The 22,520-nt window shown below is 43.7% G+C and carries 22 protein-coding genes; 6 read left to right on the forward strand and 16 right to left on the reverse strand.

What is annotated here, in order from left to right:
• Window positions 1–246 (reverse strand): transposase (locus BMZ22_RS04425; protein ID WP_177183345.1); only part of this gene is annotated, 246 nt, incomplete at its 3' end.
• Between the two features lie 133 nt (window positions 247–379).
• Window positions 380–1,363 carry a helix-turn-helix transcriptional regulator gene (locus tag BMZ22_RS04430; protein WP_090082114.1) on the reverse strand — a complete coding sequence of 328 codons (984 nt, stop codon included), beginning with the start codon at window positions 1,361–1,363 and terminating at the stop codon, window positions 380–382.
• A 171-nt stretch (window positions 1,364–1,534) separates the two neighbouring features.
• Here BMZ22_RS04430 and BMZ22_RS04435 point away from each other — a divergent pair, with 171 nt between their 5' ends.
• Entirely contained in the window at window positions 1,535–3,157 is a 1,623-nt protein-coding gene (locus BMZ22_RS04435; RefSeq protein WP_090082118.1) for an ABC-F family ATP-binding cassette domain-containing protein, read from the forward strand.
• Window positions 3,158–3,448: 291 nt separating this feature from the next.
• Here the strand turns inward: BMZ22_RS04435 and BMZ22_RS04440 are convergent, their stop codons facing one another.
• Together BMZ22_RS04440 and BMZ22_RS04445 are read right to left on the reverse strand one after the other, a co-directional pair.
• A complete protein-coding gene (locus BMZ22_RS04440; RefSeq protein WP_090082121.1) occupies window positions 3,449–4,387 on the reverse strand; it encodes an NAD-dependent epimerase/dehydratase family protein in 939 nt (312 codons plus the stop codon).
• 56 nt (window positions 4,388–4,443) lie between these two features.
• Complete coding sequence (locus BMZ22_RS04445) at window positions 4,444–5,634, reverse strand: glycine C-acetyltransferase (protein WP_090082124.1); 1,191 nt, start codon at window positions 5,632–5,634, stop codon at window positions 4,444–4,446.
• 217 nt (window positions 5,635–5,851) lie between these two features.
• On the opposite strand from BMZ22_RS04445, the gene BMZ22_RS17355 reads away from it, so the two are divergent.
• Window positions 5,852–5,983 (forward strand): hypothetical protein, encoded by a 132-nt coding sequence (locus tag BMZ22_RS17355; protein WP_281242070.1) that lies wholly within the window; start codon window positions 5,852–5,854, stop codon window positions 5,981–5,983.
• Between the two features lie 55 nt (window positions 5,984–6,038).
• On the opposite strand, the gene BMZ22_RS04450 is transcribed toward BMZ22_RS17355, so the two are convergent.
• The 6 genes from BMZ22_RS04450 to BMZ22_RS04475 form a co-directional block, all read right to left on the reverse strand.
• Complete coding sequence (locus BMZ22_RS04450) at window positions 6,039–6,860, reverse strand: LysM peptidoglycan-binding and 3D domain-containing protein (RefSeq protein WP_090082129.1); 822 nt, start codon at window positions 6,858–6,860, stop codon at window positions 6,039–6,041.
• Window positions 6,861–7,102: 242 nt separating this feature from the next.
• Complete coding sequence (locus BMZ22_RS04455) at window positions 7,103–8,038, reverse strand: ABC transporter ATP-binding protein (RefSeq protein WP_090082133.1); 936 nt, start codon at window positions 8,036–8,038, stop codon at window positions 7,103–7,105.
• A complete protein-coding gene (locus BMZ22_RS04460; RefSeq protein WP_090082138.1) occupies window positions 8,038–9,093 on the reverse strand; it encodes an ABC transporter ATP-binding protein in 1,056 nt (351 codons plus the stop codon). Before BMZ22_RS04460 ends, BMZ22_RS04455 begins: the two co-directional genes overlap by 1 nt.
• Window positions 9,094–9,113: 20 nt before the next feature.
• On the reverse strand, window positions 9,114–10,271 hold the full coding sequence (gene opp3C / locus BMZ22_RS04465; RefSeq protein WP_090082142.1) for an oligopeptide ABC transporter permease: 1,158 nt from the start codon (window positions 10,269–10,271) through the stop codon (window positions 9,114–9,116).
• The gene (opp3b, locus tag BMZ22_RS04470; RefSeq protein ID WP_090082145.1) at window positions 10,272–11,201 is read right to left on the reverse strand and encodes an oligopeptide ABC transporter permease; all 930 of its coding nucleotides are present in this window, start codon (window positions 11,199–11,201) and stop codon (window positions 10,272–10,274) included.
• Window positions 11,202–11,352: 151 nt separating this feature from the next.
• Window positions 11,353–13,059, reverse strand: coding sequence for a peptide ABC transporter substrate-binding protein (locus BMZ22_RS04475; RefSeq protein WP_090082148.1), 1,707 nt, complete (start codon window positions 13,057–13,059; stop codon window positions 11,353–11,355).
• 244 nt (window positions 13,060–13,303) lie between these two features.
• Here BMZ22_RS04475 and BMZ22_RS04480 point away from each other — a divergent pair, with 244 nt between their 5' ends.
• A complete protein-coding gene (locus tag BMZ22_RS04480) occupies window positions 13,304–13,675 on the forward strand; it encodes a DUF3899 domain-containing protein (RefSeq protein ID WP_090082151.1) in 372 nt (123 codons plus the stop codon).
• 84 nt (window positions 13,676–13,759) lie between these two features.
• Here BMZ22_RS04480 and BMZ22_RS04485 read toward each other — a convergent pair whose 3' ends face one another.
• Window positions 13,760–14,653, reverse strand: coding sequence for a DUF1002 domain-containing protein (locus BMZ22_RS04485; protein WP_090082154.1), 894 nt, complete (start codon window positions 14,651–14,653; stop codon window positions 13,760–13,762).
• 263 nt (window positions 14,654–14,916) lie between these two features.
• On the opposite strand from BMZ22_RS04485, the gene BMZ22_RS04490 reads away from it, so the two are divergent.
• Together BMZ22_RS04490 and BMZ22_RS04495 are read left to right on the forward strand one after the other, a co-directional pair.
• Window positions 14,917–16,134 carry an MFS transporter gene (locus tag BMZ22_RS04490; protein WP_090082157.1) on the forward strand — a complete coding sequence of 406 codons (1,218 nt, stop codon included), beginning with the start codon at window positions 14,917–14,919 and terminating at the stop codon, window positions 16,132–16,134.
• Between the two features lie 107 nt (window positions 16,135–16,241).
• A complete protein-coding gene (locus tag BMZ22_RS04495) occupies window positions 16,242–16,487 on the forward strand; it encodes a YuzB family protein (RefSeq protein ID WP_090082161.1) in 246 nt (81 codons plus the stop codon).
• A gap of 121 nt (window positions 16,488–16,608) precedes the next feature.
• On the opposite strand, the gene BMZ22_RS04500 is transcribed toward BMZ22_RS04495, so the two are convergent.
• The 5 genes from BMZ22_RS04500 to BMZ22_RS04520 are packed head-to-tail and all read right to left on the reverse strand — an operon-like array spanning window position 16,609 to window position 20,649.
• Window positions 16,609–17,778, reverse strand: coding sequence for an iron-containing alcohol dehydrogenase (locus tag BMZ22_RS04500; protein WP_090082165.1), 1,170 nt, complete (start codon window positions 17,776–17,778; stop codon window positions 16,609–16,611).
• An 18-nt stretch (window positions 17,779–17,796) separates the two neighbouring features.
• Window positions 17,797–18,174, reverse strand: a complete 378-nt coding sequence (locus tag BMZ22_RS04505; RefSeq protein WP_090082169.1) for a RidA family protein — start codon at window positions 18,172–18,174, stop codon at window positions 17,797–17,799.
• A 53-nt stretch (window positions 18,175–18,227) separates the two neighbouring features.
• Window positions 18,228–18,848, reverse strand: coding sequence for a lysozyme family protein (locus BMZ22_RS04510; RefSeq protein WP_090082172.1), 621 nt, complete (start codon window positions 18,846–18,848; stop codon window positions 18,228–18,230).
• Window position 18,849: 1 nt separating this feature from the next.
• A complete protein-coding gene (locus BMZ22_RS04515; RefSeq protein WP_090082176.1) occupies window positions 18,850–19,272 on the reverse strand; it encodes a hypothetical protein in 423 nt (140 codons plus the stop codon).
• A gap of 15 nt (window positions 19,273–19,287) precedes the next feature.
• Entirely contained in the window at window positions 19,288–20,649 is a 1,362-nt protein-coding gene (locus BMZ22_RS04520; RefSeq protein ID WP_245745200.1) for an MATE family efflux transporter, read from the reverse strand.
• A 151-nt stretch (window positions 20,650–20,800) separates the two neighbouring features.
• Between BMZ22_RS04520 and BMZ22_RS04525 the strand changes: the two genes are divergently transcribed.
• Window positions 20,801–22,420, forward strand: a complete 1,620-nt coding sequence (locus tag BMZ22_RS04525) for a long-chain fatty acid--CoA ligase (protein ID WP_090082177.1) — start codon at window positions 20,801–20,803, stop codon at window positions 22,418–22,420.
• The last annotated feature ends 100 nt before the right edge of the window (window positions 22,421–22,520 follow it).

Raw genomic sequence — 22,520 nt, forward strand, 5'->3', positions numbered from 1 at the left:
GCGGGGGACATGCAGCTCTACCTTGCCAACCTCAAGCATTAAGGAACGAGTATAATAACCGTTTCGATAATCCCGGGAGCCTGTCCCGCGCTCGTAAGGCTTATTATTTAAGTATTCATCACGCTCCTTTTCCATGTACTCGTTTAGAATCAATACGATGGTTGATTTGGTAACTGCTTCGATATTGGAATTCATAATGGAATCTTTTAATTTATCCATATTTAGGGTAAACTGGATTTGGGTCATTTTAATCCCTCCTACTTTTTTTCTCGGTTGAAAACATTGTAACATGGGGGATTAATTTGACCCTTTTTTTGATTCCTTTTTACACAATTATATGGACTTTATCGGGCCGGACTCCGGCCCGGGCTTTTCCTCGTTATTCGGTATAAAGTGTGTTCATTTGTTCTATTTGCGTTCTGAGACGGCTGACCAGGTGTTCCGGTGACAGCACTTTCGCCCGGTCGCCCCATGTCAGAATCCAGTTAACGAGCCCTTCAGAGAGTTTGGCTTTTGTGGAGAGAACAAAATGCTCATCATCAACCTCCCGGATATCCGCTTCCTGTCCAAAGCGATCAAGCACAACATTGACGAGACTATTGTGGAAACGGATTTTAATCCGCATTTCTTCCCCCGCAAACATATGGAAGCTTTGATTGACATACTCCTGTAGATTAAAATCGCGCTTTTTAAACATTTCATTACTCACTTCAATGTTACGGATGCGGTCAAGCCGGTAATGCCGTATCTCATTTGTCTCCTGGAAAACGCCAATAAGATAATAGAAATCATTCTGCCAGATCAGCGCGTATGGTTCCACGTAATAAAAGTCGCCGTCCCGATGGTATTCAAATTCCTTTTTGACATTAAATTTACCGTACTGATAAATTAAGACTTTACCCTCGGAAATGCCACGATGGACGCTGTCAATATTCAGTTTCACGCGTTCATAATCAATGTTTGCAGACTGACTGAATACAACCGGCTCCGGCAGTGTTTTAGCAACATGATGGCTCGTCAGATTTTTAATCTTTTTAATCAGTTTTTCTTTTTCATTGGTGGTGATAAAACGCGCTGACAATATGGCATCGATAATTAATCGCAGCTGATAGGTTTCAAACAGCCGGGTCTGATGACTGTATTTAATTTTGCCGTACCTGCCCTGGTTCTTCACAATTTCAAAATCCATATCATCAAGTGTTTCTAAATCACGCTTGATTGTCCGTTTATCAAACGTCGTATCGCCGCTCAGTGTTCTAAGTTTGTTAATTAATTCATCAATACCCATATCATGCTGTTCATCGGTTTCATTAAATAAGATTTCCCGCAGCTGCAGCAAACGGTAATTGCTTCCGCGCTCCATACCTTCGTCCCCCCAAAGCAATAAACTCTAGTTTAAATGTAATGCTCTTTTCTGTTGAAGACAACCCCTTTAGCCTGATTCCACCGCCGTTTATAAAATTCTTTTGCATTGACTAAATGCCGCAAATCGCTTAAGCTAACTGTGATTATAATTATTGGAGGACGTTTACGAATGCTAACGGTTAATAATGTAAGTCTGCGATATGCTGATAAAAAATTGTTTGAAGATGTCGATCTGAAATTTACGCCCGGGAATTGCTATGGTGTTATCGGTGCGAACGGAGCCGGCAAGTCTACTTTTCTGAAGGTTCTTTCCGGTGAAGTTGAGCCGCAAACGGGCAATGTGTCCAAATCTCCGGATGAGCGGATAGCTGTGCTGAAACAGGAGCATTTTGCCTATGATGAATACGATGTTATGGAAACGGTTCTGATGGGACATGAACGTTTATATGAGGTAAAACACGAAAAAGATGCCATTTATATGAAAGCTGACTTTTCGGAGGAAGATGGCATACGCGCTGCTGAACTTGAGGGCGAGTTCGCTGAAATGAATGGCTGGGAAGCCGAGTCTGATGCTGCTGTACTGTTGAAGGGACTCGGTGTGAAGGAGTCCCTTCATTCAGCAAAAATGGCCGATCTGCCCGAAGACCAGAAAGTAAAAGTGTTACTGGCACAAGCACTCTTTGGGAATCCGGATATATTACTTCTGGACGAACCGACAAACGGATTGGACATTCATGCCATTCAGTGGCTGGAAGAGTTCCTGATCAACTTTGAAAACACAGTGATCGTTGTTTCCCATGACCGCCACTTTTTAAATAAGGTATGCACACACATTGCAGATGTTGACTACGGAAAAATTGAAATCTATGTCGGCAACTATGACTTTTGGTATGAATCGAGTCAGCTGGCACAAAAAATGGCCCAGGAAGAAAATAAGAAAAAAGAAGAAAAAATTAAAGATCTGAAAGCATTTATCGAACGATTCAGTGCAAACGCGTCAAAATCAAGGCAAGCGACATCCCGGAAGAAGCTGCTTGACAGTATCACTCTGGACGATATCAAGCCATCATCACGAAAATATCCATATATTAATTTCACACCAGACCGTGAAATCGGCAATGACCTCTTGTTTGTAGAAGGTTTAACCAAAACGATTAACGGTGAGAAAGTGTTGGATAATATCAGCTTCACGATGAACAAAGATGACAAAATTGCACTGCTCGGCAAGAACGATATTGCAAAAACAACATTGCTGGAAATACTAATGGGCAATATGGAACCTGACTCAGGCAGCTATAAATGGGGTGTGACCACATCGCAGTCTTATTTCCCACGGGACAATTCGGCATATTTTGATGGCAATGATTTGCCGCTCGTCGACTGGCTCCGGCAATATTCGCCGGAAGATGAGACGGAAACCTTCCTGCGCGGATTTTTGGGAAGAATGTTGTTTTCCGGTGACCAGGCTTTGAAGAAAGCAAGCGTCCTTTCCGGTGGTGAGCGTGTACGCTGTATGCTGTCGAAAATGATGCTCTCCGGCGCCAATGTGCTGGTTTTGGATGAGCCGACCAACCATTTGGACCTGGAATCCATTACATCGCTGAACAACGGGCTGAAACGCTTTAAAGGATCCGTTCTGTTCACATCCCATGACCATGAATTTATCCAGACGATTGCCAACCGGCTTATTGAAATCACCCCTCAGGGCATTGTTGATAAAGAAATGAGCTATGATGAATATGTAGCAGATAAAGAATTGCAGGAAAAAGTCGAAGCAATGTACGCCAGCTGATTTACTGATATTGGCCGACGATTTCGCAAATAGTTATACTAAAAAGAGGTTGGGACATAACTTATATATCCAATATAAAAGACGAACGATCATTAAGGTTAGCGGAGGAAATATGCGTAGACTCCTGCGGGAACAGAGGCATAGGTGAGACAACGAAGTGCCATAGCACGAGTTGGCTCAACAGCCGCCCGCGGAAAGCGAAGCATATTTCCGGAGCGGTGTATCCCGCTTCCTTTCCTTATAATCGTTCGTCTTTTTTTTACTTTTAAATCTTTTGTCCCAGCCTCTTTTTTAATTCTGCTTCATTTGAACATTTGTAAGCATCTCTTTTGTCATTGAATCAAGATCGTATTCCGCTTTAAATCCCCACTCTTCTTCAGCAGCGGATGCGTCAATATTATCAGGCCAGCTTTCTGCAATTTTCTGACGGACAGGATCAACATCAAACTTCAATTCAAATTCCGGTATGTGCTTTTGGATCGCACGCTCAAAGTCCTCCGGAGCAGCTGATATGGCAGCAATGTTATATGCATTACGGTGCTCCAATTTTTCGGGATCGGCTTCCATCAGCTTAATAATCGCATTTAATGCATCCGGCATATACATCATATCCATATACGTTCCAGCTTCAATGTATGACGTGTATTGTTTTGATTTAATTGCCTCATAATAGATTTCCACCGCATAATCAGTTGTACCGCCGCCCGGTGGTGTCATATGGGAAATCAACCCGGGGTAACGGACACCGCGCGTATCGACACCGTATCGATAAAAGTAATAATCACAAAGCAGTTCGCCCGCCACTTTATTGACACCATACATTGTTGTCGGCCGCATAATCGTTTCCTGCGGCGTATTCTTTTTTGGTGTCGTTGGTCCAAAAGCTCCTATTGAGCTTGGTGTAAAAAACTGCAAATCGAGTTCTCTGGCTGTTTCAAGAGCATTCACCAAGCCCCCCATATTCAAATGCCATGCCAGCTGCGGTACCGTTTCTGCTTTCGCTGACAATAAAGCAGCCAAATGCATAATGGTATCAACGTTATGCTTTTTGGCTGCGTTGTAAATTGCTTTCTCGTCAGTTACATCAATTATTTCAAACGGGCCTTCCTCATCCTCTTTTTGCCAAATATCAGACCCTATAACATGATGCGTTCCATAATATGATCGTAATTTCCTGAGGAGTTCTGAGCCGATTTGGCCGAGAGCGCCTGTCACCAGTATCTTTTTCATACTTTCTCCCCCAACTGTTCTTTTAAAAAAGTGATCATGTTGTCAGGCGAATCCTTTTAAATCAGTCCCAGTTCCTTGCCGATTTTTTCATAGGCATCGAGTGCGTCATCGAGCATATCTTTTGTATGGGCTGCTGTCGGCATGTTGCGGACACGACCCTTCCCTCTTGGCACTGTGGGGAAAACAATTGATTTTGCATAGACGCCTTCTTCATACAAACGCTTGCTGAATTTCTGTGTAGCTTTTTCGTCACCGATGATACACGGGGTGATCGGTGTTTCACTATTGCCGATATCAAATCCAAGCTTTTTCAATCCGTTTTTTAAATAATTGCTGTTCTTCCATAATTTATCATTAAGGTCGGTAGACTCAATTAAAAGGTCCACGGCTTTTGTACTTGCGGCAGCATCCGCAGGTGATACCGCTGTGGAAAAGAGAAATGGACGCGAGCGGACTTTCAGCCAATCGATTAATTCTGTTTTTCCGGCAACGTAGCCGCCGATAACACCTATCGCTTTGGACAATGTTCCCATCTGAAAATCAACTTTGTTCTGCAGCCCGAAATGTTTCACGGTGCCTGCGCCTTTGCCCAGCACGCCTGATCCGTGTGCATCGTCGACGTAAGTAATCACGTCAAATTCTTCTGCAATCTCTACGATTTCCGGAAGCTTCGCAATATCGCCATCCATCGAAAAAACACCATCGGTAATAATCATGACTTTATTGTAGTCGCCTGATTCAACTGTTTCCTTTGCTTTAGCACGCAAATCATCCATATCAGAATGATTGTAACGGATGATTTTGGCCCTGGACAAACGGCAGCCGTCAATAATCGAAGCATGGTTCAATTCATCTGATAAAATCGCATCGTTTTTATCCATTACTGCAGAAATTGCAGCCATGTTACAGTTAAACCCGGATTGATATGAAATAACTGCGTCAGTGCCCTTAAATTCGGCCAGTTTTTCCTCAAGCTCAAGGTGAAGATCCATTGTTCCATTAATGGTACGCACAGCACCTGCCCCAACACCATGAGAATCCACCGCAGCTTTGGCAGTTTCTTTAAGCCGGTCATCAGTCGCAAGTCCTAAGTAATTATTCGATGAAAGATTAATTTTGGTTTTTCCATCCAGTTTAACAAGCGGTCCGTTTGCCCCTTCAATAGGGTCAATCTCGTTGTAAAGGCCCCGTTCTTTTAAATCATTAATATTGTCGGTTAAAAATGATTGCAATGCTTTGCTCGTCATTTTATTCACCCTCCTGAGTCATGCTTTTTTAACTGCATATTCCATTACCGAGTTTAACACAAGAATTAAATATTTGGCATACCCTTAACCATTAAAACGCAATTCATGGCAATGCAAATAGTGTCATAGTTTCCGTGATTTTGTCGCAGAAACCAGTAGTATATTAAGCTTAAATTTACTATAATATGTATAGATACTATAAGAGGGGCAAAAAATGATGAAACAAGTCTTAATCGCACTTTTTTTAACATTAATTCTCAGTTTCAGTGTTATTGGAGTTACGCAGTCTATGTCCGAGACGGATGACGTTGTCGAAAAGGAAGACAACAACATTGTCACAGTAAATTAATGCAAAAAGGGGAGCACCTGTCTTTAAAGTGCTCCCCTTTTTTAGGTTAATTTTATTAATCAACGATTGTTACATCGACTGTACGGACGCCCCAGCTGTATGCTTCGTCTTTTGTCGGGACGTGAACATCGATTTTGTTGCCGTTAATCGCGCCGCCTGTATCTGCTGCAATCGCTGTGCCATAACCTTCAACGTGAACCTTTGAACCCAATGGGATAACGTTCGGGTCAACTGCGATTACTTTTTTGTTTGGATTGGCGTTCAGGTCAACACCGGTTGCTGTTACACCTGAGCATCCTGCGCAATCAGCGGTGTACGCCGTTGCTGATACTGTTACAGTCTTGCCTTCCGCATCGTTCTGTGAAGAAGATGCTTCTGCAGCGGACGCTTCGTTATTATTATTATTGCTGGCAGTTTGTGCCGGCTCGCTTGAAGCTTCAGGTTCAGCTGATTCTTCAGTCTGACTGGATTCATCAGATGTACTTTCAGATGGTGCTGAAGCTTCTTCATTTGCACTTTGCTCAACGTTAGCGCCGTTCAGATCTAATTCTTGTCCAACGACGATAATATCTGAATTCAGATTGTTCCACTTTTTCAGGTCATTAACCGACACGTCATATTCACTGCTGATGCCAATCAACGTATCGCCTTTTTCAACGGTATATGCTTCATCGAGGTATAATGTTTGTTTTGGCTGAATTGTCGTGTTTTTCAAGTTATTTATATCAACCAGTTCTTCAACTGTTGTATTATTGTCCTTTGCGATTTCCCAAAGGTTATCGCCTTTCTCAACTTCGTACTCAGCTGCAGATGCAGTTGTTACCGTAGCGCCAGCAAGCAAAACACTTGCAGCTATTGAAGCTACCAATTTCTTCATAGGTAGTTCCCTCCTTTGATTTGTACAAGACTCATCTTAACACGGGGGAACCACCTTTGCAGTTACAAGAGAATTAAGAGTCTATTACAAGAAATCTCGAATTCCCGCGAAATATTACAAATTTAATAGATTTATGTCAAAAAGCAATTAGTATTACATAATGACTGCTGTTTATAATGGTAAAAACGCAAAAAACCTTACTGCTATTCCGCAGTAAGGTTAAAAGTAATCGATTTGGCTATTTATTTACTTGCCAGTTCTTTTTTATATTGTTCAAATTCTTTGGTTGTACAGCGCACCCAATGGCCCGGGGTGACTTCACGGAATTCGGGTTCTTCAGTTGTGTCATGGCCTGTCGGATCATACGACACCCGCTTGCGGTACCGTTCGTAATCCGGATCGGGCAGCGGAATTGCTGAGAGAAGTGATTTTGTATATGGATGAAGAGGGTTGCGATACAATTCATCACTTTCGGCAAGTTCCACCATATTTCCAAAGTACATGACACCAATTCGGTCACTGATATATTTAACCATCGACAAATCATGCGCAATAAACAAATATGTCAGATTCTGGTCACGCTGGAGCCGTCTCAGCAGATTTACGACCTGGGCCTGAATCGACACGTCGAGGGCCGATATTGGCTCGTCAGCAATAATAAAATCAGGTTCCACAGCAAGCGCACGGGCAATCCCGATACGCTGCCGCTGACCGCCACTGAATTCATGCGGAAAACGGGTGGCGTGTTCTTTGTTCAGGCCTACCGTTTCCAGCAGTTCCTGGACGCGCTGTTTGCGGTCTTCTTCATTTTTAGCCAGCTTATGAATATCAATCCCTTCGGCAACAATATCCATTACCGTCATTTTGGGATTCAGTGATGAAGAAGGATCCTGGAAAATCATTTGCATTTTCCGGTTTAACTTCAGCAACTCTTTTTTGGACTTTTTCTCATGCACGTTTTCGTTGTTGAATATGACGTCGCCGCCCGTAGCATCATGCAAACGGATAATCGTACGGCCGGTTGTTGATTTGCCGCAGCCCGACTCACCGACCAAACCGAACGTTTCACCTTTGTATATATCAAACGAAATATCATTAACAGCTTTAACAACACTTTTGCGACCTAATTTAAAATGTTTTTGCAGATTTTTAACTTCTAAGACTTTCTCATTTTCCATTATTCCTCACCATCCTTGCGATCGTCCATTGAAGCAAAACCTTGCATTCTGCGCTGGACGGATTCCGGCGGCTCGATCTTTGGTGCGTGTTCATGAAGCAGCCAGGTGGCAGCATAATGGGAGTCGGACACTTTAAACATCGGCGGCTCCATTTGTGTATCGATTTCCAAAGCAAACCTGTTCCTCGGGGCAAACGCATCCCCTTTCGGCGGATTCAGCATATCCGGCGGGCTGCCTGGTATCGCAAACAATTCCTCTTCATCATCATCCAATGTCGGCATCGAGCCCAGAAGCCCCCATGTATATGGATGTTTTGGATTATAAAAGATATCGTCAGCTGTGCCAATCTCGACAATCTTTCCGGCATACATAACCGCTACACGGTCAGCTACGTTTGCTACTACACCCAAGTCATGCGTGATGAAAATAATGGCACTGTCCATCTCCCGCTGAATGTCTTTCATCAGTTCAAGAATTTGTGCCTGGATTGTCACGTCAAGAGCCGTCGTTGGCTCATCAGCAATCAGAATTTTTGGATTACACGCAAGTGCAATCGCCACTACCGCGCGTTGACGCATCCCGCCGGAAAATTGGTGCGGATATTGGTTCAAGCGTGTTTCCGGCTGAGGAATTCCGACCAGTTCCAAAAGCTCAATCGTTTTATCCTTTGCCTGGGATTTACTCATTTTCCTGTGCTTAATCAGCCCTTCTGCAATCTGTTTGCCGACTTTCATTGTCGGGTTCAGCGATGTCATCGGGTCCTGAAACACAGTGGAAATATCTTTACCGCGCAGTTTTTGCATTTGTTTGGTCGTATATTTGGTGATGTCTTCACCTTCGAATAGGATCTCACCGGTTTTAATATAGCCTTGAGGCTTTGGCAAAAGTTGCGTAATAGCTTTTGTCGTAACCGATTTTCCGGAACCTGACTCACCCACAATGGCCAAAGTCTCACCTTTTTTTAAATCAAAATCGATACCGCGTACAGCTTGCACTTCCCCACTGTACGTTTTAAACGCAACACTTAAATCTTTTACTTCCAGCAATTTACTCATAGTCAGACACACCTCCCTTGTTATTTGTGCATTTTCGGATCAAACGCGTCTCGAAGACCATCACCGATAAGGTTGAAGGTAATCATGATGACAGAAATCAGAATTGCAGGCCAAAGCACCATATACGGATAAAGCCTGAAGACCTTAAAGCCGGCGTCGATCAATGCACCGAGTGATGCTTCCGGAGGTGCGATACCAAGCCCGATGAAGCTTAGGAATGCTTCAAAGAAAATGGCACTCGGGATGGTAAACATCGTATTGATAATGATGATGCCAGCTACGTTCGGCATCAAATGTTTCCGAATGATCTTGCCGTTGGATTGTCCCAATGTTCTTGCTGCCAATACATATTCTTCGTTTTTCTGTTTCAGCACTTCGCCCCTTACAATACGTGCCATACCTGTCCAACCGGTAATTGTAAGGGCTAGTACAATCGACATGATGCCGGGCTCCAGCACGACAAGCAGTAGAAATATTACCACAAGGTTAGGTATACCAATCAATATTTCAAGTATGCGCTGCATAATGTTATCAACACGGCCGCCATAATAGCCCGAAATACCGCCATATGCGACACCAATCAACAAGTCAATTGCAGCGGCCACAAACGCGATGATCAGTGACACCCGTGTGCCAAGCCAAATTCGTGTCCACTGGTCCCGTCCGAGCTGGTCTGTACCTAGCCAGAAATATTGGTCCTGCATATCTTTGGCTTCATAAATGTTATATGTCGCTTCTACTTCGGCAGAATCGTCGCTGCCATCGCCTTCAGAGAGCACATTGATGTCAATATACTCTTCAGCGTTATCATAGCGCATGACCGCGTTTTCCGTAGCCTCTTCGACCGTTTCACCCCTGAAATTACTCTGAAGCGTTCCCTCCAAGCCCAAAAATGGGACGTTTTCAAGCACAGGTGCCCGCGGCGGCATTTTAGCACGTGATAAATCCTGATCATCCATTCCATAATCATTAAAATATGGACCAATAATACTCATAATAATAATGATAATCATTAAAATGACACTTAAAACGGCCGCTTTATTTTTAAAGAACGTTCGTCGTGCATCCTGGAAAAAAGACCGGCTCGGTTTAGATATTTGTTCGCTCGTATCTTCCTTCCGTTCGTGGGGGACAAAAAGTTCTTTCGGTGGTTCATTATTATGATGATTTGTTGCCATTTAACTTCCCCCTCCAGTCAGCCGAATCCTAGGATCAATCAATACATATAGAATATCGATAACTAGAATTATTGCTATAAATAAGACAGAGAATAACAGTGTTGTACCCATTATCGTTGGATAATCGAGCACTTGAATCGAGCTTACAAATTGTTCACCGATACCCGGGACAGCAAAAATCTGCTCAATAACCAGCGTTCCAGTCATAAGCGAAACCGCCATTGGACCCAGAACGGTTACGAGCGGAATAAGCGAGTTCCGTAAACCATGCTTGAAAATTATTGCAGACTCAGTAAGCCCCTTCGCACGGGCAGTAGTTATGTAATCTGATCCAAGAACTTCAAGCATTTCTGTCCGTGTAAAACGGGCAGCTGTTGCCATTGGAAAGATCGCCAAAGCGATTGTCGGCAGCACCGTATGTTCATACGTGCCCCATAAGGCGACAGGGAACAGACCCCATTCGGTCGCTAAATACCATTGCAATAAACCTGCAAAAATAAACGATGGGATTGATGTACCTAAGACAGCTATAATCGTAGAGGTATAATCCAGCCATCCGTTATGATAAATTGCAGCAATTAAACCAAATAAAATTCCGGCGATTGTTCCAAAAAGCAGTGCCTGTCCACCGAGCAGAAGTGATGGCGGCATCCGATTTATTAATATATCTGTTACGGGGGTACTGTCAAAGTGGAAGGAAATTCCAAGATCACCCTGTACAAGTCCAACCATGTAGTTGACATATTGAATGGGAATCGGCTCGTCTAATCCGTATTTTGCCAATATGATTTCCTGCTGTTGTTCTGACAGCTTATTTTCAGCTGACAATGGACTTCCGGGAAGCAATTTCATAAGGAAGAATGTAACGGTGGCAATAATAAACAGCGTGATAAGCATGTAGAAGACACGCCGCAGTATATATCGAAGCATTTCTGCACCTCCTAATTTCTGTTGATTCGTGCTGCCGATAAAAAATTCATTATTGTATGACTTTTTCTTATACAGGGTAAAAGAGAGCATATGCCATAAGGTCATATACTCTCTTTCCCTAAACTACAGCATATTTGGTTAGGTTAAATTGTTATTCACCTGATCCTACGCTTGCCCATTTCCACTCATATGTCGGGCCGAATGAGTTGAAGTAAACATCTTGAACTTTTGGTCTGACAAGCTGTGCTTTTGCACTTTGGTAAAGTGGTGCTACTGCTCCAGTTTCAGCCAGAATTTGTTCGGCATCAAGGAAGTTTTGATAACGCGCTTCCTGATCCTGAGCCAATTCACTTGTAGTTTCTTCAATCAGCTGGTCATACTCTTCGTTGGAGTAGCCCATTTTGTTGTTCTGCCCGTCTGTCAGCCACAGATTCAAGAATGTGTAAGGGTCCATGTAGTCAGGGCCCCAGCCGGATGTCTGCAACTGGTATTCCATATTGGTATCTGCATCCAAACGCTGCTCAAACGGTACGGATTTAATCGATACTTCCAAACCAGGGAGGTTTTCCTGCAACTGGTTAGCAATATATTCATCGGACGTTTTAGCTGTTTCACTGTCACCGCCAAGCAGTTCCAGTTCTACAGAATCCTGACCAATTTCCTCAAGTCCTTCTTCCCATAATTGAGTCGCTTCTTCAGGATTATGGGTAACAAGATCACCGTTCGCTTCACGGAAGTCTTCACCATCAGGTGTTTGTACGAAGTCTTTTGGAACAAATCCGGTTGAAGCAATTGAACCGTTGTTCAGAATTTCGTTAACCAATGCTTCTTTGTCAACTGCCATTGAAATCGCTCGGCGCATTTTTTCGTTGGCAAGTGCATCACTTTGTGTCTGATTCATTTTCAGATAGAATAGTGATGATTCAGGGAATACTTGGTAATCGTCATGTGACTGATACTGATCGACTAGGTCTGATGAAAGACCTGCACGGTCAACATCGCCTGATTCGTATAAGTCCACCGCTGTTTGCGGGTCTTTTACAACTTCAAACGTCATCGTTTCAAGCTGAACTGTTTCAGCATCCCAGTAATCTTCATTTTTCTGAAGTTCCCAGGAGTTTGCTGTGCTTTCCCAGTTTTCCAATGTATAAGGACCGTTGAACAACAATGTATCAGTGCTTGTTGCATAATCGTCACCTTGTTCTTCAACAAAGCTTTCGTTTAATGGGTAATATGTTGAAAATGTTGCCAATGATTCAAAGTATGGAACCGGGTTCTCAAGTTGCACTTCCAATGTATAGTCATCCGGTGCATTTACGCCCAATTCTTCTACCGGCACTTCACCTTCGTTAACTGCAGTCGCGTTTTCAACTACACCGCCCAGCATATATGGCCCATATTCTGATCCTGTATCAGGGTCAACTGCACGCTGCCATGCATAAACAAAGTCATTTGCTGTTACAGGGTCACCATTGGACCATGTTGCATCTTCTCTCAGTGTGAATGTCCACGTTGTACCATCCTCACTTACTTCATGATCTGTTGCGATACCCTCAACAACTTCACCGTCTTTCACACGATAGAGTCCTTCCATCGTAGCACCGGTGAACTGAATGCCATATTCATCGGTAGCCATGCCAGGGTCCATTGACGGAATCGTATCACCGTTAATAAAATGTAAAACCTGCTCAGCGTCGGAACTGCCTTCTCCCTCTGAACCTTCTTCTGTTGACTCGCTTGTCCCTTCGTCACTTCCGGAATCCTCTGTCGAACCAGAATCGTCACCACCGGAACATGCAGCAAGGAAAAGCGCAAAAAGTAAAGCTAACGCTAAAAGCCAAACCTTTTTGGTCTTCATGCTGTAATACCCCCTTAATTATCTGATAATTTAGCAGATTTAACCGCTGATAAGAATTATACTACTTTTTTCACAAGTTTGTAAAGGCTTTTTTTAGGGAAAATAGAAATGTTGTTAGCCTATTTCCCTCTATTTCACTCCTGACTTGTTTTACAAAACTTTAAAAAAATTAATCTTTATGTAATCAACATGAAATGTGCTATAATTTATGAAAAACGTCTGTTGAAGGCAGGATTTATGGCTTATGGTTAAAATCCACACCCGAATATTTTTCATCAATATCGTCTTGATACTATTAATTGTTTACTTGTTGGACGCTGCATTGTCAGTGGTTCAGCTTCTGAATATCACATTTTATTTTTTTCTTGTCTATATGGTTTTGGCGCTTTTTTTATATACGCTTAAGGGTGGTTTCTACGATGGGGTGGCGTTTGGCTTCCGGAGATTTTTGAGTATGGTATCCAAGGATGGCGACCCACTTGAAGCGTGGGAAGAGAAACCAACCCCCTCAACTCAGGTCAGTCGGCGTTTATTCCAGGTGGTTCTCTTTCAGTGGCTTGCATTAGCCATACTGCTTGGTCTTTTATTTGCAGTATATTATATTGCAGGCCAGTAAGCTGTGCTTAAATCACGCTTGTTGCCAGGTAAAGGATATGGCGTGTAACTGATACCATATCCCTTATTTTAGTCATTTATTCACTTACGAAGACGATTCGCCAAACAGGCTGTCAAAAAAGCTGCCGAGCATCTTGAAAAGATTGTGGAAAAACGCTTCAACCTGATTCCAGAACCCTTCATCGTTTATCAAATCCTGAACCTTCGAAGCAATATCCTCAAGCTGATTTCGCACCTCGTCAAAATCGATGTTCAAATCCCGCATACGATTAAATAAATCAATAAGCATTTGCCTGTCTTCTTCACTCAATGATATTTCAAGGTTGTTCAGCTGCTCCTCAACGATTTGTTCAATATCTTCTTTTGTAGCAGGGTTTTGTTCGGCAATCGCCTGCTTAATCTCAGTCAGCAGTTCACTGACTTTTTCTTGATTCAACCCTTCTTTTTCAGCAAGGTCTGTCGCAACACCAAGTTCATCATTTGCCAGTTCCATCCGCTCTTTATCCAGTTGTTCGCCTTCTGCATCATACGCTTTATAGATACCAGTCAGTGCCGAATGCCCCGTCACCTGTACCGGGGAGGCAACATCGACCGTTGCATTTTCCACACCGGCTGTCAGAAGTGCGTTTGCGTACATTTCGGTGGTTACTTCCGTAATATTATCCGGTGTTACGATATTAATCGATAAACCACTGCCGTCACTTTCGCCGGTAATCTTAGCGGAGGAATACATATTGGAATTTGGGTCACCGCCAATATATTTCGCAATATCCCCGCCTGTAACGGTATATTCCTCAATCGATTCAATACCGCTTACATCGAGCAGTTCGCTTACTTCCTGCTTTTGTGAATCAGATAAAGCATCACCGTACACAACAATAGGTTTATCCTCACTTATTGCATGCACCGGCATCGTAAAACTTAATGTTAAAACTGCTATCATAAAAATGGTTGCGATTAATTTCAAATATCGTTTCATTTAAGTGCCCCTTTACGTTAGTATTGCGTGTCCATTATCCATCTTACAATTGGTTAAACTATATTATACCGTTTTATATTTCATTTGGATAGACCTTTGTGATGTCCGCCCAGTTATCTGCAGGAACATCTACTATAAGCATTAAGCTTTAAACTTATTCCATCTTTTTATATGCTATATATTTAGGGTATCGAAGCATTTCGTGAAAGAAGGGACCTATTATCTCTACGGAAAATCAAAATGTAAAACGCAATTTAATTATTATGTGGTTTGCGAACTTCTTTGTTGGCGGAAGCCTGACGATGGTGCTTCCGTTTCTTTCATTATATATTGAAGAATTCGGAAATTTTTCCGATGCTTATGTGCAAAACTGGTCCGGCTGGATTTTTGGTATTACGTTTGGCACAGCGTTCTTATTTTCTCCCTTGTGGGGACGGATTGGGGATAAATACGGACGAAAGAACATATTAATCATATCCGCCCTCGGCATGGGATTATCCGTATTATTAATGGGATTTGCCGACTCGGTATGGGAACTCTTTTTCCTGCGGTTATTTATGGGTGTGTTTACAGGATTTATTCCGATGTCACAGGCTTTAATTTCAACACAAACACCAAAAGCTATTGCCGGAAGGGTGCTCGGGACGCTGCAAACCGGAAGTGTTACAGGAAACTTGATGGGGCCAATGCTTGGCGGTGTTCTTGCCGACATGTTCGGCTACTCCGCAACATTTAAATGGGTATCGATCACCATTTTCCTGTCAGGTCTGCTTGTATTGCTCGGGATCAGGGAAGTTATTCTAAAAAATACCGGTGAGAACGCTGAAAAAGAAGAAACATTTTCGAGCAAACAAGTCATCCTGCATATTCTCGGGCACCCGGTGTTACTCGCTGTTATGCTTATTTCAGCACTTGTCCAAATTGCACACTTTAGCATTCAGCCGATTTTATCGCTTTATGTGGCTGAGATTCATGGACCGGTAAGCATCGCCTTCTTTTCAGGTATGGCTTTTTCTGCAGCAGGTTTGGGAAATTTGTTGATGGCCCGGCGCTGGGGGCGTATCGGTGACCGGGTTGGGTACATTAAAATTCTGATTCTCTTACTGTTTATGGCTGGCATTGTTTACTTGCCGGGGGCTTTTGTCACAAACATCTGGCAGCTCATTATCCTCCGATTTCTGCTCGGTATTGCAATCGGCGGTATCATTCCAGTTCGAATTGCATATATCAGGCAGGCGGCACCATTGTCGATTCAAGGCGAAATGCTTGGCTACAATACAAGCTTGCGTTTCCTGGGCAACATTATCGGGCCTGCATTGGGCGGCATGCTATCGGGGTATTTTGGCATATCGGCAGTATTCTTTGTGACAAGCGGTTTATTGATTGCCAGTGGCGCGATTATGCTTATCACTTGGTATCGACATGACTATTCCGTGAACAAGACAAAACAACAGCAGGCACTGTCGCCTCCGCGAATATAATATTGCATTATTAGAATATTACCATGATCAGAGATAAAGTTGATAAACAAAGACGAATATGTTAAAAATAAGAACGAATAACTTTAATTAGAAAGAAAGTGATAGCAATGGGCGCAATAGTCGTTGAAGTTTGTGACGGAAACGCAATCACTTCTTTGGATATAGAAGGCATAATCGAAAGCGAATTTCCGGAGGTTGCCGTATTGATGAATGAATGTTTGGCATTTTGCGGACTGTGCAGGGTTCGTCCCTATGCGCTCGTCAACAACCGCCGTGTTCACGGCAGTACCCCGGAAGAATGCTTGGATAAAATTCGAGAAGCGATAAAAGAAGAACTTGCTGTTTATCAGTAAGTTAAACTCAGTGGGAACCTTCCCACTGAGTTTTTGTTTTTAACGTTAGGCTGCAACTACCACACAAAATATAACACTATCCGACAAATATTTCCCGGGCAATATTTGTCGGATAGTGCGATTAAAGACTGCTTTTTAAAATATTTACCGAATCATCGCGCGTCAATTTCTTTAAATTACCATACTCCGGACGGGCAATCACCGTTTTATCAGCCATTTCCTCAATCGATGCTTCGTCAATGCCATAATCACCCAGAGTTGCCGGGGCACCGATCGAAATCCAAAAATCGCGCAGTCGCTCAATGCCTTCTACAGCAGCATCGTAATCACTTTTGCCTGATGTATCTATATCAAAGACACGCTCAGCAAGCTGCTTGAATCGATAAGCATTGTCTTTATCCAATACGTATCGCATCCAATTTGGAAACAGAATAGCTAACCCGCCGCCATGCGGGATATCGTGAACGGCCGAGACGGCATGCTCCAGATTGTGGGTTCCCCAGTCGCCGCGATACCCCATGTTCAGCATATCGTTCAAAGCGAGTGTCCCACTCAGCATGACTGTCTCCCGATGCTCATAATTTTCCAGATCATCCAGCAGTTTCGGAGCTGTTTCAATAATGGTGCGCAATATCGATTCACAAAACCGGTCCTGCACCGGTGTATTACGCGTGTGATGAAAATAATGTTCCAGGACATGCGACATAATATCAACCATGCCGTAAACCGTTTGTTCGCGGGGAACAGAAAATGTATGTGCCGGATCTAAAATCGAAAACTTGGGATAAGTATAAGGTGATCCCCAACCATGTTTTTCATGTGTTTCCCAGTTAGTCAAAACCGAGCCGCGGTTCATTTCTGAGCCTGTAGCTGAAATAGTAAGAACGGTCCCGAACGGCAGTGCATCTTTTGCCTTCTCTTTCTTCGTTACAATATCCCAAATATCGGTCTCAGTTTTAGCACCAGCCGCGATCGCCTTCGTAGCATCAATTGTGCTGCCGCCGCCAGCTGCAATCAGGAATTCGATGTTTTCACTTTTACATATATCGATGCCTTTCCTGACTGTGGAAACACGTGGATTTGGCTCGACACCAGACAGTTCGTGCACTTCTGCCTCGATTTCATCCAGTTTGCTGATAATATTATCATACACGCCATTCCGCTTGATGCTGCCGCCGCCATAAACAAGCAGTATCTTCTTGCCGTACTTAGAGGCTTCTTCAGGCAGCTTATCCAACTGCCCTTTGCCGAATATCAGTTTTACCGGGTTATAAAATGTAAAATTTTCCATTTTCATGACGCTCCTTCTTTACTTGGTGTACACAACAGCATCCATTTCTATGAGCACGTTTTTGGGCAATTTACTGACTTCAACGGTTGCTCTGGCAGGATATGGTTTCGACAAATAACTGCCATACAATTCATTGACCGTTGCAAAATTGTCCATGGACTCAATATAAATCGTAAATTTAACCACTTGTGAGAAGTCTGTACCCGCTTCACTTAAAATTGCCTGCAAGTTGTTCATCACTTGCTTTGTCTGTGCCTCAATTCCGTCAGCTACTTCACCAGTTTCCGGGTTAATGCCAATTTGGCCTGAAACATAAATAAAGTCACCTGCTTCAATCGCCTGTGAATACGGACCGATTGCTTCAGGTGCATTATCAGTAAAGATTTCTTTTCGCATCAAAATTCCTCCTTAAGCTTTTCATCCATCATATCACTTACATCTGTACGATACTACATATCAGCCAGCGAATTCCTGTACGCCATCACATCCCTGACATAGTAAATGTCTCCGTAGCATGCATCAATTTTTTTAGCCTCTTTGCGCGGGCAGCGGTATTTGGCCTGATTATCCGCAGTCGCATACTTTTCCTGGGAAAATTTTATGGCCGCCTTTTGTGTATAATCGCCTGAATTAGCTTCGACATAATCAATAAACCCCGGTCCAAAATTATAGGATTGAATAGCTAGCTGCACATCACCATCAGCTTCATTCAGCACAGTGGCAAAGTGCTCAACGCCCTGTTCGATTGATCGTTCAGGGTTCTCAATGCAGCCGCGGGAGCCGCAATAACTTTCAGATGACTGCATCGGATCTTTCCCGCGTCCGCCTGACTCCTGCATCATAATCGCCAAAAGCTCGTCCACGTGTTCTTCAACATCGTTTTTGTCTGCATATTTTTCCACCAGTGGTTTATATTCCAAAACGTCACTGCTGATAACCGCACTCCCCGGTTTATAATCCTGTTGCTGCTCCCCTTCAGTTGCAAGTATAGAAAGCAAAAGCATTAATCCCGACATAACAACTGCAATGATAACCGTTTGCCGAATAGCCTGTTTTGTTTGACGCTTCATCTCAATCGCCTGTCTTTCCTGAAAAAATCATGATGGCGGCCGCGAACCCATATCCAGCATGGGCAAGCAGCCAATACACTAAAGCTCCTGCATCTGTCACGTCAGGCGTCCGATGCGATAACATTGTCAGCGGAAAGTATAACCCGCCAATGATCACAGCACCGAGTACAAACAGCGAAATGGGTGCCCGCGCTCGCCTCAGAACAAAATATAACGCCGAAACAATGCATACTGACACGATTATATGGAGCGCAAATTCTTGAACCTCACTCATTGGTGAATTGGAAAGCCATGGAATATAATCCACATTCAATAATAGGGTGTATACGTGTTTTTCGGTCAACAGTTCAACACTTTTAAGCAATATCCCGAGCACAACCCCGGCTAAAATGCCTGTGATAAGCAATCGCATAAATAGTTTCATAGAATTCCCTTCCTGCTATCCGTTCGAAAACAATTCCTTTCGGCGCCATTTGCCAAACCGGTAATACATGAATGCTGCAAAACTGCTCAGCACAAAACTTGCACCCATTCCGACGGCTACCCCGATTTCGCCAAGCCACGACGAAAATAGATATGCCAATGGAAAACGCAGCACCCAGAAAGAAATAACATTTAAAGCGAGCACCTGGTACATAGCACCGGCGGCCCGAACGATTCCATTTAAAATAAAATTAATCCCCAGAAACGGATAGCACAATGCCACGATTTGCAAATACCTTGTACCGAACGCTACTGCTTCCTCGTTTTCGATAAACATACGGATGCCATACTCCGCGAATATAACCACAAGAACACCAACAAGCAGCATGATCGATAAATTGTAAAGCACACCATATTTGGCAATTTTCTTTACACGCGGCCAGTCCCGGACCCCAATATTTTGGCCTGCCATGCTGTTCACAGCCGTGCCAAGCGCGTGAGCAGGGAGCATCAGGATACTGTCGAGCCGCTGGGCTGCCCCATAGCCGGCGACAACACCGCTCCCGAATACCGTGACAACACTCATAATGGCTGCTGACCCGGCAGAAATAACCGCCATTTGCAATCCAGCCGGAATCCCCAGATTCAATATCAAACCCACTTCTTTTTTGGAAGGAAGGGCCGGGGCGCTGAACGGCGCCAGTTTCTTTGACAGGACATAAATCAAGCCGTACAGAAAGGCACTCCCCTGTGCCAAAATCGTTGCAAAAGCGGCCCCGATAATACCAAGGTCAAAACCCGCGATAAAGAGCGGGTTCAGCACAACGTTCAACAGAACAGCAATCATCACAAACCGAAGCGGGGTTCGGCTGTCACCAAGTGCGCGAAGCACCGTACTGATAAAATTATAACCAAACAAGAACAGAATACCGAGAAAATTGATCTGCAAATAGTTTTTTGCTTCGTTGAGCATATTTTCCGGTGTGCCCAAGATTCTGAGCAGCTGTTCCGCCAGACTATACCCAAGTGAACTGAGCATCAGCGCCATAATTGTTAAAATCACAACAAACGCGTTCAAATAGCGTTTCAGTCCGATATCATTATCCTTGCCTTTTTGTTGGGACAAAATTGTCAATGCTGCATTATTCAGACCGAGAACAAACGACAGCACTGTAAAGATAATGGTACTCGAAATAGCAACTGAACCGAGCGCATCAGACCCGAGCAAATTGCCGACCCAGAGACTGTCCGCGAATTGATAGGATGTCTGAAGGAGGTTTGTCAGCATTAGCGGACCTGAAAAGATTAACAGATGCTTAAATATGCTTCCTTGTGTGAAATCGTGCTGCTTTTTCATCGGTTCTCTTCTTTTTACCATTACTAAAACTCCAAAGGTATATATTAATTCATCTGTCATTGTAGCATGAATGCCGGTTCGTTTCTTTTTCTTATACTTCATTAATTTTTCAAATAGTTACAATAATGTGATATTATATAATTAAGCTTGTTAAAAAAAGGAGATGTTGTTTATGATGCAAACCCCTCTCACCATCGGATCAATGATGGAGCACGCTGAAACGTTCTTCGCTAAAAAGGAAGTTATTTCCCAGACGCACGATAAGCTTCACCGGCTGACTTATTCAGAAATTGGCGAACGCACACGACGGCTGATGAGTGCTCTCGGGCAACTGGGCGTGCAAAAAGGCGATCGAGTTGGCACGTTAGCCTGGAATCACCACCGTCATCTTGAAATATATTTTGCCGCTCCGGGAATGAATGCTGTGCTTCATACCATCAATATTCGTTTGTCACCTGAACATATTATTTATATTATAAATCATGCTGAAGATAAAGTCCTGTTTATTGATGAGGATGTTTTGCCGCTCATTGAAAAAGTCCAAAGTCAATTGACCTCCGTCAAAACGTTTATTGTCATGACCGATAAGGAAGAACTCCCTGAATCCAGCCTGACACCGCTCTATTCTTATGAAAACCTGCTCCAGACCGGTGACCCTGCTCAATCATTTGCTACTGATATTGATGAAAACGACCCAGCCGGCATGTGTTACACTTCCGCAACAACTGGCAAACCTAAAGGTGTTATCTATTCGCACCGCGGTATTGTGCTGCACAGCTACGCGCTCGGTCTTGCGGATACTGCGGCCATTTCAGAGTCCGACGTATCAATGGCTGTTGTTCCGCAATTCCACGTCAATGCCTGGGGAACGCCATTTGCATGTACCTGGTTTGGCTCCACACAAGTTATGCCGGGTCCGCGTTTTACCCCAAAACGACTCGCAGAATTCATTGAACGGTTCAGAGTAACCATCACGGCCGGTGTTCCGACAATCTGGCTCGGCCTCTTGCGTGAACTTGAACAGGGTGACTATGATACATCCAGCCTGCGTTCGGTTCTTTGCGGCGGATCCGCTGCTCCAAAAGGGTTGATACAAGCATTTGAACAAAAGCTTGGTGTTCCATTTGCGCATGCCTATGGTGCCACCGAAACAACCCCATTAGCGACCTTTTCCAGGCTGAAAAGCTATCAGCAGGGCTTGAGTGAAGATGAAAAATTGAATGAGCAGGCGAAACAAGGGACACTTGTTCCGGGGCTGCAAATGAAGGTAGTCGGTAATACTGGCGAAGTTGCCTGGAATGGTGAGGAAATGGGCGAATTGCTGCTGCGCGGACCATGGATAGCCGACGCGTATTACAAAGATGACCGAACCGCCAATGCTTTTAGTGACGGATGGTACCATACCGGTGATGTTGTGACGGTGGATGAGGAAGGAAATATTCAAATCGTTGACCGTACGAAAGATCTGATAAAAAGCGGTGGTGAATGGATTTCATCGGTGGAAATTGAAAACGCTATCATGGCGCATGATGCTGTCTTTGAAGCCAGCGTTGTCTCAATGCCGGATCCGCAATGGCAGGAGCGGCCAATTGCCTGCGTCGTATTGCACGAAGGCTATGCCGACAATGTCGGTAAAAATGAGCTGCTTGACTTCATCCGACCGCAATTTGCCAAATGGTGGCTGCCTGACGATGTTCTGTTCCTCGACGAAATCCCGAAAACCTCTGTCGGTAAATTCCTGAAACGGGAATTGCGCGAACAAGTAAAAGAACATTTAAAGGTGCAGGAATAATGTAAACTTAAGAAGCTGAGACAAAAGGCTTTTAAGTAAATGAAAAGACGAACGATAATTAGGATGGGTTGCGGACTACATCGCTTCGGAAACCTACATT

It is taken from the genome of Lentibacillus persicus (assembly GCF_900112705.1).
In the GTDB taxonomy this organism is placed as follows: Bacteria; Bacillota; Bacilli; order Bacillales; family Amphibacillaceae; genus Lentibacillus; species Lentibacillus persicus.

Excerpts from the sequence above, each read along its gene's own strand:
- BMZ22_RS04430 (WP_090082114.1), bottom strand. The coding sequence starts at position 1,363 with ATGGAGCGCGGAAGCAATTACCGTTTGCTGCAGCTGCGGGAAATCTTA.
- BMZ22_RS04500 (WP_090082165.1), bottom strand. The coding sequence starts at position 17,778 with ATGGAAAATTTTACATTTTATAACCCGGTAAAACTGATATTCGGCAAA.
- opp3C (WP_090082142.1), bottom strand. The coding sequence starts at position 10,271 with ATGGCAACAAATCATCATAATAATGAACCACCGAAAGAACTTTTTGTC.
- BMZ22_RS04455 (WP_090082133.1), bottom strand. The coding sequence starts at position 8,038 with ATGGAAAATGAGAAAGTCTTAGAAGTTAAAAATCTGCAAAAACATTTT.
- BMZ22_RS04515 (WP_090082176.1), bottom strand. The coding sequence starts at position 19,272 with ATGAAACTATTTATGCGATTGCTTATCACAGGCATTTTAGCCGGGGTT.
- BMZ22_RS04495 (WP_090082161.1), top strand. The coding sequence starts at position 16,242 with ATGGGCGCAATAGTCGTTGAAGTTTGTGACGGAAACGCAATCACTTCT.
- BMZ22_RS04450 (WP_090082129.1), bottom strand. The coding sequence starts at position 6,860 with ATGAAGAAATTGGTAGCTTCAATAGCTGCAAGTGTTTTGCTTGCTGGC.
- BMZ22_RS04475 (WP_090082148.1), bottom strand. The coding sequence starts at position 13,059 with ATGAAGACCAAAAAGGTTTGGCTTTTAGCGTTAGCTTTACTTTTTGCG.
- BMZ22_RS04525 (WP_090082177.1), top strand. The coding sequence starts at position 20,801 with ATGATGCAAACCCCTCTCACCATCGGATCAATGATGGAGCACGCTGAA.
- BMZ22_RS04505 (WP_090082169.1), bottom strand. The coding sequence starts at position 18,174 with ATGCGAAAAGAAATCTTTACTGATAATGCACCTGAAGCAATCGGTCCG.
- BMZ22_RS04435 (WP_090082118.1), top strand. The coding sequence starts at position 1,535 with ATGCTAACGGTTAATAATGTAAGTCTGCGATATGCTGATAAAAAATTG.
- BMZ22_RS04510 (WP_090082172.1), bottom strand. The coding sequence starts at position 18,848 with ATGAAGCGTCAAACAAAACAGGCTATTCGGCAAACGGTTATCATTGCA.
- BMZ22_RS04490 (WP_090082157.1), top strand. The coding sequence starts at position 14,917 with ATGTGGTTTGCGAACTTCTTTGTTGGCGGAAGCCTGACGATGGTGCTT.
- opp3b (WP_090082145.1), bottom strand. The coding sequence starts at position 11,201 with ATGCTTCGATATATACTGCGGCGTGTCTTCTACATGCTTATCACGCTG.
- BMZ22_RS04445 (WP_090082124.1), bottom strand. The coding sequence starts at position 5,634 with ATGACGAGCAAAGCATTGCAATCATTTTTAACCGACAATATTAATGAT.
- BMZ22_RS04440 (WP_090082121.1), bottom strand. The coding sequence starts at position 4,387 with ATGAAAAAGATACTGGTGACAGGCGCTCTCGGCCAAATCGGCTCAGAA.
- BMZ22_RS04460 (WP_090082138.1), bottom strand. The coding sequence starts at position 9,093 with ATGAGTAAATTGCTGGAAGTAAAAGATTTAAGTGTTGCGTTTAAAACG.
- BMZ22_RS04480 (WP_090082151.1), top strand. The coding sequence starts at position 13,304 with ATGGTTAAAATCCACACCCGAATATTTTTCATCAATATCGTCTTGATA.
- BMZ22_RS04485 (WP_090082154.1), bottom strand. The coding sequence starts at position 14,653 with ATGAAACGATATTTGAAATTAATCGCAACCATTTTTATGATAGCAGTT.
- BMZ22_RS17355 (WP_281242070.1), top strand. The coding sequence starts at position 5,852 with ATGAAACAAGTCTTAATCGCACTTTTTTTAACATTAATTCTCAGTTTC.
- BMZ22_RS04520 (WP_245745200.1), bottom strand. The coding sequence starts at position 20,649 with ATGGTAAAAAGAAGAGAACCGATGAAAAAGCAGCACGATTTCACACAA.